Source organism: Dielma fastidiosa (assembly GCF_000313565.1).
Lineage (GTDB): Bacteria > Bacillota_I > Bacilli_A > Erysipelotrichales > Erysipelotrichaceae > Dielma > Dielma fastidiosa.
On sequence record NZ_HE578929.1, the window covers coordinates 52,286 to 68,080 of the forward strand.

At 35.0% G+C, this 15,795-nt stretch carries 13 protein-coding genes; 9 read left to right on the forward strand and 4 right to left on the reverse strand.

Going from position 1 to position 15,795, the window contains the following annotated elements:
* Positions 1 to 114: 114 nt before the first annotated feature.
* Together DAHG_RS20625 and lepB are read right to left on the reverse strand one after the other, a co-directional pair.
* A complete protein-coding gene (locus tag DAHG_RS20625; protein WP_022938933.1) occupies positions 115 to 1,068 on the reverse strand; it encodes a CPBP family intramembrane glutamic endopeptidase in 954 nt (317 codons plus the stop codon).
* Between the two features lie 43 nt (positions 1,069 to 1,111).
* Positions 1,112 to 1,663: a signal peptidase I gene (gene lepB, locus DAHG_RS13785; protein ID WP_022938934.1), complete on the reverse strand. Its 552-nt coding sequence runs from the start codon at positions 1,661 to 1,663 to the stop codon at positions 1,112 to 1,114.
* 99 nt (positions 1,664 to 1,762) lie between these two features.
* Between lepB and agaB (DAHG_RS19735) the strand changes: the two genes are divergently transcribed.
* Positions 1,763 to 2,269: a PTS galactosamine transporter subunit IIB gene (gene agaB, locus DAHG_RS19735; protein WP_022938935.1), complete on the forward strand. Its 507-nt coding sequence runs from the start codon at positions 1,763 to 1,765 to the stop codon at positions 2,267 to 2,269.
* Here the strand turns inward: agaB (DAHG_RS19735) and rpoN are convergent.
* Entirely contained in the window at positions 2,266 to 3,516 is a 1,251-nt protein-coding gene (gene rpoN, locus DAHG_RS13795; RefSeq protein ID WP_022938936.1) for an RNA polymerase factor sigma-54, read from the reverse strand. The genes agaB (DAHG_RS19735) and rpoN overlap by 4 nt on opposite strands.
* Before the next feature lie 98 nt (positions 3,517 to 3,614).
* On the opposite strand from rpoN, the gene DAHG_RS13800 reads away from it, so the two are divergent.
* From DAHG_RS13800 to DAHG_RS13835, 8 genes are all read left to right on the forward strand, one after another.
* Positions 3,615 to 6,344 (forward strand): sigma 54-interacting transcriptional regulator, encoded by a 2,730-nt coding sequence (locus DAHG_RS13800; protein ID WP_022938937.1) that lies wholly within the window; start codon positions 3,615 to 3,617, stop codon positions 6,342 to 6,344.
* A gap of 83 nt (positions 6,345 to 6,427) precedes the next feature.
* The gene (agaB, locus tag DAHG_RS13805; RefSeq protein ID WP_022938938.1) at positions 6,428 to 6,901 is read left to right on the forward strand and encodes a PTS galactosamine transporter subunit IIB; all 474 of its coding nucleotides are present in this window, start codon (positions 6,428 to 6,430) and stop codon (positions 6,899 to 6,901) included.
* Between the two features lie 17 nt (positions 6,902 to 6,918).
* Positions 6,919 to 7,731 carry a PTS galactosamine transporter subunit IIC gene (gene agaC / locus DAHG_RS13810; RefSeq protein ID WP_022938939.1) on the forward strand — a complete coding sequence of 271 codons (813 nt, stop codon included), beginning with the start codon at positions 6,919 to 6,921 and terminating at the stop codon, positions 7,729 to 7,731.
* Entirely contained in the window at positions 7,718 to 8,518 is an 801-nt protein-coding gene (gene agaD / locus DAHG_RS13815) for a PTS galactosamine transporter subunit IID (protein WP_022938940.1), read from the forward strand. Before agaC ends, agaD begins: the two co-directional genes overlap by 14 nt.
* 109 nt (positions 8,519 to 8,627) lie before the next feature.
* Positions 8,628 to 9,320 carry a LytTR family transcriptional regulator DNA-binding domain-containing protein gene (locus DAHG_RS13820; RefSeq protein WP_022938941.1) on the forward strand — a complete coding sequence of 231 codons (693 nt, stop codon included), beginning with the start codon at positions 8,628 to 8,630 and terminating at the stop codon, positions 9,318 to 9,320.
* A gap of 1,173 nt (positions 9,321 to 10,493) precedes the next feature.
* The gene (locus DAHG_RS13825; RefSeq protein ID WP_022938942.1) at positions 10,494 to 12,269 is read left to right on the forward strand and encodes an ABC transporter ATP-binding protein; all 1,776 of its coding nucleotides are present in this window, start codon (positions 10,494 to 10,496) and stop codon (positions 12,267 to 12,269) included.
* 11 nt (positions 12,270 to 12,280) lie between these two features.
* Complete coding sequence (locus DAHG_RS13830; protein ID WP_022938943.1) at positions 12,281 to 14,470, forward strand: radical SAM peptide maturase, CXXX-repeat target family; 2,190 nt, start codon at positions 12,281 to 12,283, stop codon at positions 14,468 to 14,470.
* A gap of 1 nt (position 14,471) precedes the next feature.
* Positions 14,472 to 14,726, forward strand: coding sequence for a CXXX repeat peptide modification system protein (locus DAHG_RS13835; protein ID WP_022938944.1), 255 nt, complete (start codon positions 14,472 to 14,474; stop codon positions 14,724 to 14,726).
* Positions 14,727 to 15,378: 652 nt separating this feature from the next.
* Here the strand turns inward: DAHG_RS13835 and DAHG_RS13845 are convergent.
* On the reverse strand, positions 15,379 to 15,795 hold a 417-nt coding region (locus DAHG_RS13845; RefSeq protein ID WP_026880996.1), incomplete at its 5' end, for a PTS sugar transporter subunit IIA.

Sequence of the window (15,795 nt, forward strand, 5' to 3'; positions counted from 1 at the left end):
AAAGGATTAAGCTAGGTTTTGAATTTCAGCTATACCTATAAATATGAAATCATGTCAGAACGGCATGATTTTTTTCTTTAAAAAAAGCCAATCACTTGATTGACTTTATATTAGCTACATGAACCACATCACCGTTGTGAAAATGATCATCAGTGTATAAATAATAACAACCATCAAGATCGACGGCGTTGCCATCAGCGCATCCCAGCAGAATCGATGATTTGGTACTGTCTCATCAAGCTTGAAAATATCGCGATGGGTGAAATAGCAGAATAAACCACCTAAAATAAAGATACCGAATAATAGAAAGACAAACCATTCAACAGGAATTAAAGCAATGCTGTTATTAGCAAAATGAACGAAAATTGCCGGCAGTATTGATTTTGCTTTTAATGTCAGCAAAGCAAGCAGGATTCCTAAACCAAAAGCAAACAGACTTTGAATGACATTGCCGTGCAATAAAGCAAAGAGCATCGATGACGCGATGATGGCAAAACGAGTTCCGTATTTGCCAAAAACATGCAGACATAAGCCGCGAAATGCAATTTCTTCAAATATCGGTGCTATGACAGCAATCGCAATGTAGCTCATCAGCAGGGTGATCCAGTCAGTCGCGCTGAAGCCTTCAAGACCTGTCTGCTGAAATTCAATATTAGGAAAGGTATTAATCAGTGCGGTAGACAGCAGATTGTAAACAGCGACAATGCCCATGATAATTAAAAACCATCTTACCATTTCAGCGCCGCTGATGGCTGGTTTCACAAGATAAGTGCGCAGCTTGATTTTAAGCCGATGAGCACAGATAAAGAAGGGAATCGTATCCGCGCATAACAGCGTAAATACCAAAGTGACCATCAGCATCAGGTTATAATTTACATGATAGAAACCATAGCTTTTAGCAATCGCAAGGATCACCACTGACAGCAGGCCAGCTACAAATACTTGCAGCACCAAATTAAACAGCAAAGCACCGCCCAGATGCTTAAATTCTTTTTTTAAATCTTTTTTTGTTAACTCCCTGGGTTTTTCAATGACAGATTCATCAATGACAGGCAGTTCGTTATCCATAAAAAAACCCCCTTTACGATATTATATCATAAGGGGGAAGCTTTTATTTGATAACTTCAAAATTCGGCGATAAGAGGATTAAATTCTTACCTTTTAAACTATTCTCCGTATAAGCACCTAATGCTCTTGAATCAGTTTCCTGTGCGGCGATACGATTGTCACCAAGCAGGAAATACTCATTGGTCCACAGCTCGACCTCATTAAAATCACGGGTAAAGTAACCGTAACGGCGCTGCATCTTTTTAACATAGTCAGCATCCAGATAATCTTCATCCAGCGGTTCACCATTCACATAAATGACCTCATCTACACAGGATACGGTTTCATTAGGCAAGGCAATAATGCGGCGAATCGCATATCCCTGACCGCCCGGCTGTTTAATCAAAACCAGATCACCGCGCTGAAAGTCTTCATGCCAGAGAAAGGTCACACCCGTCGTTCCTTCATCAATGGTCGGCGTCATTTCCTGTCCCTGAATGACAACATCAATCATACAGAAGTCACGGATGATCCAGGCGGCTAACCCGATCACAAACACCAAGGAACCATAAGTGAAGATCGTTTTAATAAATTTATAGCATGTTTCTTTTGTCATAATTTCCTCTTGTTTTACTGCATTATTATAAGTTAATTTTAATTCTTTTGCAAGCATCCGAAGTTTTTGGTAAAATCAAGCTAGAAGTGAGGTGTCAGTATGGAATTAAAAGATCATATCCTGATGACCCGGATTGATAATCGGCTCGTACACGGTCAGGTTGGCGTTACATGGACAATGACGCTGGGTGCTAATGTTATTGTGGTGATTGATGAGGCGGCAGCCCATGATGTTCTTCAGCAGAAGCTGATGCGGACGGTTGCCCGTTCCAGCGGTGCGGATATTCGTTTTTTTACTGTCGATGAGTTTGTGAAGGTGTTTCCAAATGTCAGTGAAAATCAACGGCTTTATCTGATCGTACATGATCCGCTGCCGATTGTAGACTTGCTGAAAGCGGGGATTCCGATTCAAAGCGTTAATGTCGGCAATATGCATTTTGCGAAAGGTAAAATGGCATTAAACCGCAAGGTATATGTTGATGAAGCGGATCTTGAAGCACTGAGAATCATCGAGTCATTTAATGTTTCCATCTTCATTCAGGATGTACCTGGTTCTGTCAGTGAGAAGCTGAGCGGTCTTGATGAGGTTAAATTTGTACTTCGTTAATAAATCTTACGCTTAGAAGCGGAAGGTATGGCGAGCTGATCGCGGTATTTAGCAATCGTGCGCCGGGATATCTGAATATCCTCCTGCTTCATTAATGCGCTCAATTCAGCATCACTGTATGGCTTCTGCTTGTTTTCACCCTCAATTAATTTTTTCAGCTTTTGCTGGATAGCCATACTGCTTTGACCGCTCTCAAGCTTGGCGTTAAAGAAAAATTTCAAGGGAATATAGCGCTGGTTGAATTCTAAAAGCTTTCCCTGCACGGCTCTTGATACTGTAGATTCATGCAGATTGCAGAGGACAGCGATATCATTGAGCGTCATCGGCAAAAGGTCAGCTTGATGCAGAAACCAGCCGGCTTGTATGGAGACGATGGCACTGACAATAGTAAAGAGTGTATTCTGCCGCTTATCAAGCATGGCAATCAATTCCTGAATCCGTTTTGTATATTCTTTTACATAAATCTTTAATTCCTCATTGCTGCTTTGATCATATGCGTGATTGATTTTCAGCTGCTGAGTATAATTTTTTACAGTAACATTCAGCGTATCGGTTTCATCAATGGATATAAAAATATCGGGAATTGATAGGGCAGCGGCAGGCGCATAGGCGGCACCCGGTGTTGGATTGCACGTTTTGATTAAGGTCACGCAGCTTTTGATGGTATCAAGTGAAGTATCACATCGCTGGGCAATCTCAGGTAATTTATTATCCGCGATTAAATCAAGATATTGATCCACACACATCATCAGATAAGGCTTCAGAGCTGTATCCATCTCAGCGCATTGGATAATCAGACATTCTTTTAATGAACGCGCTGCCACACCGCATGGTTCAAAGCTTTGCACCTGATAAAGGGCATCTTCCACCACCTCCGGCGTACAGTCACAAAGCTGGGCGATTTCCTCAACACTTAACGTCAGATAACCGTTATTATCCAGTGAATAAATGATGAATTCACAAAGCAGTGGGTTTTCGACATGCCGGCACGTATGCAGCTGCATTAATAATTCATCTATTAATGTGGTACTGGCTTTCGACATTTCAGCTGCCAAATCATAATCAAGCGTATTCGAATCAGCGCTGAATTCGTCAATTTCAAGCAAAGGGTTCGTATTAACTTCTTCCTGAATCATTTCGACTAATTCCTGAGCATTCATGCTTAACGCTTTTAATGAAAGCTGCTGCTTCATTGAAAGCTTCTGAGTCTGTTTTAATGTCTGCGTCAAGTGGGTTTCTAATTTCATAAAGCATCCATCCTTATTTCTTACATTCTATCATAATTAGAAATAAGATTGAAAGAAAGCATTTTAAATAATACAATATCAGTAAGTGAGGTCAATCTATGAAAGAACAATTATATCAGCTGCTTAAAGAAGTCTGCGAACGTTTTGAATTTGCTCAGCGTGAAGAATTTACCGCTTCATGGCTCGCTGAACAATGCGCGATGAGCCGCAATGCCGCTTCACAGTATTTGAATGAGGGTGTTGAAAAAGGTGAAATCATCAAGGTTAATACCCGGCCGGTATATTTTTTTGATGCGGCAGCGGTATTCGCAAAATGCGATGCTCAGCTGGATAAGCTTGTCTATGCTTCATTTAAAGAATTTAATGACGCAATGATGATTGATTTTGAACGATTGATTGGGTATAAGGATTCACTGCGTCATGTGGTGGAACAATGTAAAGCAGCTATCACCTATCCACCCAATGGGCTGCCGATTTTATTAAATGGACCGACCGGCACCGGCAAGAGCATGATTGCCTCTTTAATGGCTGATTATGCGGTGTGTGTGGGGCTGATGAAGAAAAGCGATAAGTTTATTGCGGTTAACTGCAGTGAATATGCGAATAATCCAGAATTGCTGACTGCCAATCTGTTCGGTTATAAAAAAGGTGCCTATACCGGTGCTGAAAAAGACAATCAGGGGTTGATTCAGTTAGCGGACGGCGGCATTCTCTTTCTTGATGAGGTGCATTGTTTAAAAGCCGAATGTCAGGAAAAACTCTTTCAATTCATGGACCGCGGTGTGTATCACATGGTCGGTGACAATGAAAACTGGTATCATTCATCATGCCGTTTAGTCTTTGCGACAACGGAGAGTCCTGAAGATGTACTGCTTAAAACCTTGCTGCGGCGGATTCCAATCATAGTGAAGATTCCATCGCTTGATGAAAGGCCGATCAATGAGAAAAAAGCGCTGGTATATAGTATCTTTAAGAAGGAATCAACAAAGATCAACTGTGAAATTGCTATCAGTTCTCTGACCTATCAGGTATTGATGAACAACAGCATCCCCGGCAATGTCGGCGGTATAAAAAACTGCATCCAAGCGGCATGCGCCAATGCGTTTTTGAATCATCGGATGAATAAAAATGTGCTGGAGATTCATTTATATGATCTGCCGGATACGATTTTGAATCTGCTGCCGACGATTAATGTCCGCTTGATTGATCAAAAGGATGATACGATGATCTTCATCAGCCGGCTGAATGAGGCCAAACCTTCCGACTCCAAGCTGATCGACGCGTTTGCGAAGATTCTTGATGAATATCAGAAATATATGAAAAATGGCTGTTCCTTTCAGGAATTGATCAGCAGTTCCTTAGATGCAATTAATAAATATAATGATTATCTGATGTTTGAGAAACGATTGATCAGCAATCCGAATTATGACTTTACCCGTAAAATTGTCGATAAGATTTTTTCCATCATCATGAATCGCTATTCATTAAAAGTCAGCAACAATGATATCCTGCTGATTTCACGCTATGTTTATGAATATTCACAGGTGAAGGATGATATCCGTACATGGATTAAGGAGCACGCGCCACTAATTGCGTCTTTGCGGGAGCTGGTTCAGCAGAAAATGCCGAGAGAAAGTGCGATTGCCGATGAAATCAGTGAGAATATCAAGCTGAATCTGGATATTGAGTTTGATGAAATGACGCAGTTCAGATTGGTATTAATGGTACGCGGTTTCGCCGATCCGATGAAAGAATCTGAAAATACGGTCGGTGTGATTCTCTGCCATGGTTATTCGACAGCTTCTTCTATTGCGGAGGCGGTGAATAAGTTTTTAGGTCAGTATATCTTTGACGCGATTGATATGCAGCTGGATGTCAGTTTTGATAAGATTACTAATCAGCTCAATGATTATCTTAAAAAGAAACAGGCGTTTGAAGAACTTGTTTTGCTTGTTGATATGGGATCACTGGAAGAAATTTATAAGGGAATTAAACATAACACTGGCTGCAACATTGGTATTATCAATAATGTTAATACGAAGCTGGCTTTAGAAATTGGCTCTGGCATCATGCAGGGGAAGTCAATTGAAAGCCTATTGGAGAAGGCAAGTCAGGAGAATATATCGAGCTATAATTATATTAATAACCGGGAAAGAAATAAAGTAATTCTCTCGGTCTGCGCGACGGGTGTCGGGGCGGCGGAGAAGATCTCCGATTTGCTGGCTACCAGTCTGCCGGTGCCGATTGATGGTGAAATCATTTCCTATGATTATCAGACATTAGTAGAAAATGGCTTGAATGATCGGATCTTTGATCGTTACAATGTAGAGTTTATCATCGGTACAATGAATCCCAAGGTAGAGGGAATACCGTTTATCGGTCTTGAAGAGCTGGTGATGAATGATGATCTCAACCGGCTGCGAGAGCTGATGCGTAATTTTTTAACGGAAGCTCAGGTACAAATTTTCGCTCAGAATATCATCAAAAATTTCTCTTTGGATAATATCGTGAACCATCTGACAATATTAAATGCTCAGAAAGTGCTTGAGGATGTTCAGGAGGTTGTACGCCAGCTTGAAAGAATGCTTCAATATTCTTTGCCGGCGGCTGAAAAGGTCGGACTGTATGTCCATCTTGCATGCCTGATTGAACGTTTAATAACTAAAAATGAGGTGCAGCTATTGGAAAGTCCGGATGAGTTTATTGCCAATCACAAAGAATTTATTGAAATTGTCAAAGAAAGCTTCAGTGTCGTAAATGAACGATATAGTGTCGAAATTCCGGTTGCTGAAATTATTTATATTTACAATTATATCCAAAACAGCTGATTTAAAGCGTGTCTGACTTCGACAATGAAAGTTGGCACGCTTTTTGCTACAATATAAGTGAAGGAAGTAAAGGAGGTGAAAACATGGAAGGACCAAACATTTTACTGACACGCATTGATAATCGTCTCGTTCATGGACAGGTGGGGATGACTTGGACAAAAACATTAGGAGCTAACCTGATTGTAGTTGCTGATGATGTTGCTGCCGAGGATTCGCTGCAGCAATCATTGATGGCGATGACCGCTAAATCAGCAGGTGCCGGCATTCGTTTCTTTACCGTTGATTATACGGCTCAGATCATTGCCAACGCGGCTCCTGAGCAGAAGATTTTCATTGTTGTTCGTACTCCGGCAGAGGTTCGCCGCCTGATTGATCAGGGTGTACCGCTGAAGGAAGTGAATGTTGGCAACATGCATTTCACAAATGGCAAGCGTGCATTGACAAAGAAAGTCTATGTTGATGATAAAGATATGGACGATCTGAAATACATCGCTTCCAAGGGCGTCCGCGTTTATTGTCAGGACGTGCCGGGGGAATCTATCGAAACAATCCAATAGAAAGGGAGGATTAGAAAATGCAAATTACTCTGATACAAGGTCTGCTGCTGGCTTTAGCGGCGATCATCATTGGTATCGACTACTGGCTGGAAGCATTCTTTATCTTCAGACCATTAATCGTTTCCACAGTTACTGGTATTATCTTAGGCAATGTAACCCTAGGATTAACTACTGGTGCATTGACTGAATTGGCTTTTGCTGGTTTAACACCGGCTGGCGGTACACAGCCGCCAAATCCGGTTCTGGCTGGTTTTATGTGTACAGTCATCGCGTACACAACAGGTGTTAATGCAGAGGCAGCGTTGGGACTGTGTCTGCCATTCTCGATTTTGATGCAGTATGTTATTTTATTCTTCTATTCAGCATTCTCATTCTTTATGGGAAAAGCGGATCAATGTGCAGATGAAGCAGATACTGCCGCATTTGCCCGTTTGAATTATACGACAATGGCTATTGTTGCTCTGGCTTATGGTGTGATTGTATTCCTGTGTACTTATGTCGCTCAGGACGCCATGGGTGCATTTGTAAATGCAATGCCGGTTACATTGATTCATGGATTAGAAGTTGCTGGAAATATGTTGCCAGCTATCGGTTTTGGTATGCTGCTACGTGTTATGATGAAGACAAAATATATTCCTTTCTTAATTGCTGGTTTTTTAATGCAGAACTTTATCGTTATGCCGAATCTGCTGCCGGTTGCTTTACTTGGTGCAGCATTCGCGTTATATGATTTCTTTACTGCGAGAGCTAGAAAAGAAGAAATCGATGAAGCCGTTGCTAATCTATCTGTAAATAATAATGGAGGAGGAAATAAACATGTCGGAATCTAAAAAAATCTTAACTAATTCAGATATTACCCAATTGGGTATCCGTTCTTCCTTATTGCAGGCTTCTTTCAACTATGAGAGAATGCAGGCTGGCGGCTGGCTATGGGCGCAGCTTCCTGCTTTAAAGAAAATCTATGCTGATGATCCTGAAGGCTTAAAAGCAGCGATGCATGACAACCTTGAATTCATCAATACACATCCAAATTTTGTAGGGTTCTTGATGGGCTTGTTAGTATCATTAGAAGAAAACGGCGGCGACCGCGGTTTGATTCGTGGTTTGAAATTAGCGCTGTTTGGACCTATCGCCGGTATCGGTGATGCTATTTTCTGGTTTACATTACTGCCTATTGTTGCTGGTATTTCTTGTTCTTTCGCATCAGAAGGCCTGATTATTGGACCAATTATTTTCTTTGGTGTTTACTTTATCATTTGGTGTCTGCGTATTGTTTGGACCAAGATGGGTTATACATTAGGTACTAAGGCGTTAGATGTTCTAAAGGATAATTCTGATTTGATTTCAAATTCAGCGACAATCCTTGGTATTACTGTTATCGGTGCTTTGATTGCCAGTTATGTAAATATTACATTGGCACCGGTTATCTCTGTTGCCGGTGGTATCGAAGTACCCATTCAGGAAGCATTCCTAGATACGATTTTCCCGAATTTACTGCCTATGGCATATACTCTATTAATGTTCTACCTGCTGAAAAAGAAACAGGTAAGTCCGGTTGTATTGATTGTTGGTACACTCGTATTGGGTATTGTCTGCAGCTTTATCGGTTTATTATAATTTGTTAAGTAATAATACCCTATAAACCGATATTTGCGGTTTATAGGGTATTATTTTTATTGTACTATTGCATAATATTTATAATTTGATAAAAGAAAAGAGAAAAATTATGAAAATAGCAATCTATGAAGGTGGATTAGAAGATGCAAAAAGCATTAAAATAATGATTTCCCAATACATGATAGTACAGAAAATTGATTATGAAATTGATGTTTATATTAAAGAAAAAAATATTATAGCTAATATTTCAAAATATGATATAGTGATTCTGGGTGACAAACTGGAATTTAAATCTAATACTGAAATTGGATGTATATTGAATGATTTATCTTCTAAGGTTTTTTTAGTATATTATTCTGATAAAATAGAAGTTGCGTCTGATTCTTATGAAGCGTTTGGAGATGGGTTTATTGCAAAACCGATTGACAAGAAAAGGTTGTTTATATGTTTTGATAGACTATCTAAGAAACAGCATAAAAATATTATATCATTCAAAGATATTTATGGAATGAATATAAAAATAAATGTGAATGATATTATTTCCATTATTTCAAAAGGAAGATATACGTTAGTTTGCAAAAATAAAAAAGTATGGGAATGTAATCGTTCTTTAAAAAAATGGTGTACTATTCTTTCAAATAGTAATTTCTTTTTGTGTAAAAGAGGCGTGTTGCTAAATATGCACGCTATTGAGTGCATTGATGTTGATGAATATGTCATTTTAAAAAATGGTTCTAAATTTAAATTAACAGATAATTTAGGTAAGATATTTGAAGATGAATATAATTTATATTGGAGTTAAAACTAATTCAAATAATTGAGCAAAAAGTTTTTAAGTATATAATTATAAAATCAAACAATTTTGTGACATATTAGGTTATTCAATTACATTAACCATTTATTTATACTCTTAAATGAAGTAATAATAGATTAAAAGGTAGTAAACATAGAACATAATATTGGTTATGGTATGAACTAGGATTATTTGTGTATTAATGGTTGTAGTGTATGGCATATATTTACATGCTTTGGTTGTACTCCTACTTGCAAATTTGGTTGTACAATGAATTGAGTAAATAATTGTGCTAACAGTATGAGATTTAATAGTATAGATTTATTTTTTTAAAAATATATTTGATTTGGCTGATATTTCTTGATTATCTCGAAAAATTCTTTATTTACAGAAGTTTTCAAAGGATTGCAGGTTGATTTTGCTACTAATTTACTACTTGCAGAGGTATTTAAAGATAGACCCAATACCGCTGCTTGAAAATGGAGTGGTACTTCATCAATCAAATAGAGAAGCACAACATACTATCAGACTAGCGGCGTTATCTATTCTTATTTTGGAAAACAGAAACGTCGCTTTTTATGTCCTCATATCACGATGTAGGGCAGAAAGAGCCTTGCTACGGATTTGTCTGTTTCCGCATTCAGGAAAGAAATCTGGTCTACCGACACATCTAATAAGGTAACAAGCTCGAAAAAGATTTGTAGACTTTGGTTTTGATCTTAGCTTTTACTCTTTCAGAGTTAATCTTACCATTTCAGATCATACTATTTATACAAGTTTTAATGATTTTCAATGTTTCATGACCAATTAGGGTATTCTATTACGTAAAATCTTTATTAACGCTTTAGAAAAGAGCATTAATATAAGTAAGAAAAACAAACATAAATCGATTTGATTTAATGTTTGAAGAAAAGGAGGAATACTTTATGCCTAGTGGTTGTGTTTATGGATGTGTTATGACCTGTTTTGGATGTGAAGGAGGGTGCTTATTTACTTGCAAAGGATGTCAGCAGTCTTGTGAGGATGGTTGCTTAAATGGGTGTAGAGGTGATTGCCTTTCTGGATGTACAATGGCTTGTGCAAGTAATTGTTCAAATGGAGCTGGATTAAGTAGTTTAGATCCATTTAAATAAGGTAATTGAAAAAGAATAGTCTGATTGAAACTAGTCCAATTAAAGTGCCATGAAAAAAATATTAGTAAATAATTTACAAATGATAAAATATATATATTATTTTTGTCCTAAGCACATAATAGTCACTATATTTATATCTATATTAGGTAGTGCAAATTCTATTGTAAATCTCTTATACTTAAGATATTTAATTAATTGCCTAGAAAATTCTTCTGATATTAATACTATAATTGCAATAGCTTTAATTATGCTTTGTTTAAATTTAGGATTTATGTTGATAAATGCGTTTATTAATCAATGGTTGATTCCTAAAAATACATTAGAAATAAATAAAGGAATGCAATTAAAATTAATGGAAAAAATCACATCACTTGATTATGAGTGTTATGAAAACAAAGAATTTTATGATAAGCTTAGTCTTGCAACTCAACAATCTGATTCAAGGGCGTTAGCTGTTTTGGGAACTTTTGCTAATATTTTAGGTAATTTATTAAGTATTGGAGCATTATTCGTTTTAATTGGATCATTCAACAAATTGATATTTGCATTTATTCTTTTAAATGTTTTTATAAATACTTTAATAAATTTCAAAACCACGAAAATAATGCATGATTATTATGAAAATCGGATTCAATATTTACGTAAGATCAGTTATGTTCAACGTGTTTTTTATCTACCGTATTATGCAAAAGAATTAAGAATGTTTTTGAATTTTAAGAACTTAATGAAAGAAAAGTTGATTATAAATATACAAGAGTCAATTGATTTGTTAAAAAAATATAGCAACAATATGATAAGAAAAATTGGAATTGGTTCTTTATCTTCAACAACAGTAAATGCAACTATCACCATAATATTGGCATTTGGTGTTATAAAAGGTAAGTTGAAACTAGGAGATTTTATAGCATTATCTTCTGGTGCTTCACAGCTGATAGCTAGAATAACGCAAATGGTTTCAATTTTTCCTGATTTATATGAACATAGCATATATATTGATAATTTTAACCAATTTATAAATTATAAACCAAAAATCAAAAATAAAATGAATGCTATTTTGTTTCCAGATAATTACACAATTAAGTTTAATAATGTTTCGTTTAAATATTTGAATAATTCTGAATATGCAATAAAGAACATGTGTATTGAAATTAAAAAAGGTGAAAAAATTGCATTAGTAGGAAGAAATGGTTCAGGTAAAAGTACAATTATAAAATTGCTTTGCAGATTATATGATCCAACTAATGGAAATTTGGAAATAAACGGTCTATCTTATACCGATTATGATTTAGAATCAATTAGAGATAAAATAGGAATAGTATTTCAAGATCAACAAATATTTTCAATATCAATTGCAGAAAATGTGCTAATGAGGCCAATTGAAAACATAAATGATGACGCAGAAATTGTTATATCATCTTTAAAGGCAGTTGGATTATATGAGAAAGTAATGAGTTTAGATAAGGGTATGTTAACGGTCATGTCTAGAGAATTTGAAGAAGATGGAGCTATCTTTTCAGGTGGTGAGTTACAAAGATTATTAATTGCACGTATGTATGCAAAAGGAAAATCATTACTAATATTGGATGAACCATCTAATTCATTAGATATTTTTGCGGAAAAAGAACTATATGATATGCTTCTAAAAGATAAAGAAGTAAAAAGTGTAGTATTCGTTACACATCATTTATCCAATATACAAAATGTAGATAAAATATACTTTATAGAAGATGGATTTATCAAAGAGTTTGGAACACATACTAGTTTAATGAATTTAAAAAAAAGTTACTACGAAATGTATAACATGCAAGCTAGGGGATACATATAAAAAGAGGAAAAATGAAAATGACTGATATAAAATATACAGTGGGTAAAAATATAGAATCATGGAAAGATGGAGAGGCTCAGACAGTTACATTTGTTGTTACTGAAGACTGTAATTTACGTTGTAAGTATTGCTATATTACACATAAAAGCAGTGGTAAAAAAATGAATTTGGAAACAGCTAAAAAATTTATTGATATGTTGTTTTCAAGTCAAATTATTAAAAAAGATGCTGTAATTATTGAATTTATAGGCGGAGAACCTTTAATAGAGATAGATTTAATCGATCAAATTACTGATTATTTTAAAATTAAAGCTTATGAAATGAATCATGATTGGTATTGGAATTATAGAATTAATATATGTACAAATGGTGTGAATTATTCATCAAAAGAGGTACAAAAATATATAAAGAAAAATCAAAAGAAAATGTCACTTGCTATAACTATTGATGGTGTTAAGATTAAGCATGATATGCAAAGGGTCACTATTGATAATCAAGGATCATATGATAAGATTATGAAAAGTGTACCACTTTGGTTGAGCCAATTCCCAGGTGCAACAAAGGTTACTTTTGCAAGTCAAGATCTAAAATATTTAAAGGATAGTATTTTATCATTGTGGGAGAATAAGATTACTGATGTTGCTTCAAATGTAGTGTTTGAAAATGTATGGCAAGATGGTGATGATATAATTTTAGAAAATCAATTAAATGAGCTTGCTGATTATGTTATAGAAAATAAATTATATAATAAATATTACTGTACATTTTTTGATGATACTATTGGTTATTATTATAATGATGATGATTTGAAAAAAACATATTGTGGTGCTGGAAAAATGATAGCACTTGGACCTAATGGTAATATATATCCTTGTATACGATATAAGGATTATTCTTTAAATAATCAGAAAGAATGGATAATAGGACATGTAGATACTGAAATTGATATGGAAAAAGTAAGACCATTTGTGTTGGCAACAACAAATTTTCAAAGTGATCAAGAATGTATTAAATGTCCTATTGCAAGTGGATGTGCTTTTTGTCAAGGGTTTAATTATGATGATTCCATTAAAGGTACAATTTATTCTAGAGCTAAATACATATGTAAGATGCATAAAGCTCGTGTAAGAGCAAATGATTATTATTTTAGCAAGCTTTATAATAAATTTGGAATTAATAAGGATGAATTAGAAGGTCATTGCAGACGTCAATTATTCATATTATTAGCTAATGATTATGTGTCATATTGTAATTATAAGAATATAGTTAGTGAAACAGGGCTTAAAATGTCTTCTAGCAATATTGAGCAGGTTTTGAATTTTGCAAGATATAATTTTTTTGAACCTGTATTTATTCATTCTAAAAACACTCCTCCGCTCTACCTTGATATTTATGAGAATTATCATATCAAGCATTATTTCTCAATAAAAATGTATGATCTAATAGATTTCAATAAATTTAAAGATATTATTTTTGTTTTTGAGATAGAAGATATACCTTTATCAAAAAAATATTTATCTGTATGTAACACTGAATTTCCTATTGTTTTCAACATAAGCGAAGATTTCATTAATTGTTTATCTGAGTATGTAGATGAATTACTGAATTATACAAATGATTTAAGAGTTAATATTACTGATATGTCAAATAAATTCAGTCTTGATATTTATAAACAGCAGTTAACAGTAATTACTAATAAAATAGTTGAACTAAATCATAATAGTGAGAAAAAGAAAAAAATGAATTTAATTACGAATCTAGATGAAGATGCATTAAGAAATGGTTGTTATGCAGGTGAAAAATCTTTTATTGTATCTCCTGATGGTGATATTTATACATGTTGTGCAATGTATTCAGAAAATTTAGAGAAAAAATGTGGAACAATATTTACTGAGTTTAAAGATAAACAATGTTCACTTTATGAATTGAATTCCTTACCACTATGTAAAAACTGTAAATGTAGTCAATGTGGAAGGTGTTCATATTTAAACTATACAAAAACAAATGAACTGAATATTCCACCTTCTTTTCAATGTAAAAAAAGTGTAGCTGAATATAATGCTTCTCTTGCCTACTTAAATCAACTTAATTTTGAAGCTAACCCAAAAATAAAGATGATTGACAGTGATGATCCTATCGAAATTTGGATTCAGGAAAACAATACATCAATCGGATACTATAAATACAAGGAGGAAAACTGAAATGAAAGTTGTAGGTCAAGTCACAGAAGAAGAAAAAAATGAAATATTAGAATTATTTGAACGAAAAACGGGATTAGAGAATTTGGTGAATATTATTGATCCAACAAATGCTGTTCTATATGATAAATTAGTAAAAGATTATGGTGAAATTACTATTCAATTTAATGACTGGTGGAATACAAAGAAAAAGGATTATAATTGGCCTGACAGTATTATGAGAATAGATTTCAAAACAAATGAAATTATTGAAATTTAGGAGGAAATAGATATATGGCAACATGTCGAGGATGTACTTCCAATTGTGGTTCTATTTGTGATACAACATGTACACAAAAATGTGCAAACGATTGTGAAACTGGATGTAAAGATGGGTGTGGTAATACTTGCTCAGTATGTTCTTTTGGATGTTCAAATGGCTGCACAATGGCTTGTGCAAACACTTGTTCAAATGGTCCAGGATTTAATAGTTTAGTTAAGTACCCCATTTAAATTTATAGATTAAAATCAAACTGATTTATCAAATTACTTTAGTATCTTGAAAGATGCAGTTTATAGAATTAATAAAAATTTATAGGATTGATAAATACATTGTAATAATGTATTCAATGATTGAATCTAGTGCGAGATGAAGTTGGAGTACAAGCAATGTTCGGGTAAGAGAAAAGCCTTGGCCATCCTTATATAGCTGAGGCTTTCACTTTACTTGACTGTCATCTACTGAGTTTCTGTATTAACAGAAATTATTATCATTAACGGTTAACGTATTAATAATTAATCGCACGATAGCTTTCCATTTGCCTTATCTAAAGTATTGATTTATATTATACTAACTTGTTGTAATTTATTAAGGATACAGTTCACATTATTTTAAACACATATTAATGTTTTTTAAGGCACAATTGTTTTATCTATTGTTTTAAGATATTGACAAATTCAGCAGAAGTAGTGCATTTGAATAAACGGTTTAAACGTTCATAGTCACACAGTGCATAGACCGTATTATTGTATACATTAGAGAATTCAAGAATATTTTCCTTCTGAATAGCGATCAGTAAGCATAGTTTGATCTGCGTGTCATCCCATTGGATGCCTTTTTCGTTGATCAGTACGCTGATGATCGTTTTTTTTGCGTCCATGGTTAATGCGTGGGGTATTGCGAAGGCATCAAAGAAACATGTCGGTGAGAGCTTTTCACGTTCAAATACCGAATCGATAAAGCTTTGCTGGACAATTCCGAAATCAACCATTTTCTGCCCTAAAAACTGGATGGCTTCCTGTTTTGTAGTTATCGTTTCATCAATAAAAAATAAGGCAGGGTTGAAGCA

Coding starts and splice junctions, on each gene's coding strand:
- DAHG_RS13830 (WP_022938943.1), top strand. CDS start 12,281: ATGAAAATGACTGATATAAAATATACAGTGGGTAAAAATATAGAATCA.
- agaB (WP_022938938.1), top strand. CDS start 6,428: ATGGAAGGACCAAACATTTTACTGACACGCATTGATAATCGTCTCGTT.
- agaC (WP_022938939.1), top strand. CDS start 6,919: ATGCAAATTACTCTGATACAAGGTCTGCTGCTGGCTTTAGCGGCGATC.
- DAHG_RS13835 (WP_022938944.1), top strand. CDS start 14,472: ATGAAAGTTGTAGGTCAAGTCACAGAAGAAGAAAAAAATGAAATATTA.
- lepB (WP_022938934.1), bottom strand. CDS start 1,663: ATGACAAAAGAAACATGCTATAAATTTATTAAAACGATCTTCACTTAT.
- agaB (WP_022938935.1), top strand. CDS start 1,763: ATGGAATTAAAAGATCATATCCTGATGACCCGGATTGATAATCGGCTC.
- DAHG_RS20625 (WP_022938933.1), bottom strand. CDS start 1,068: ATGGATAACGAACTGCCTGTCATTGATGAATCTGTCATTGAAAAACCC.
- DAHG_RS13825 (WP_022938942.1), top strand. CDS start 10,494: ATGAAAAAAATATTAGTAAATAATTTACAAATGATAAAATATATATAT.
- agaD (WP_022938940.1), top strand. CDS start 7,718: ATGTCGGAATCTAAAAAAATCTTAACTAATTCAGATATTACCCAATTG.
- DAHG_RS13800 (WP_022938937.1), top strand. CDS start 3,615: ATGAAAGAACAATTATATCAGCTGCTTAAAGAAGTCTGCGAACGTTTT.
- DAHG_RS13820 (WP_022938941.1), top strand. CDS start 8,628: ATGAAAATAGCAATCTATGAAGGTGGATTAGAAGATGCAAAAAGCATT.
- rpoN (WP_022938936.1), bottom strand. CDS start 3,516: ATGAAATTAGAAACCCACTTGACGCAGACATTAAAACAGACTCAGAAG.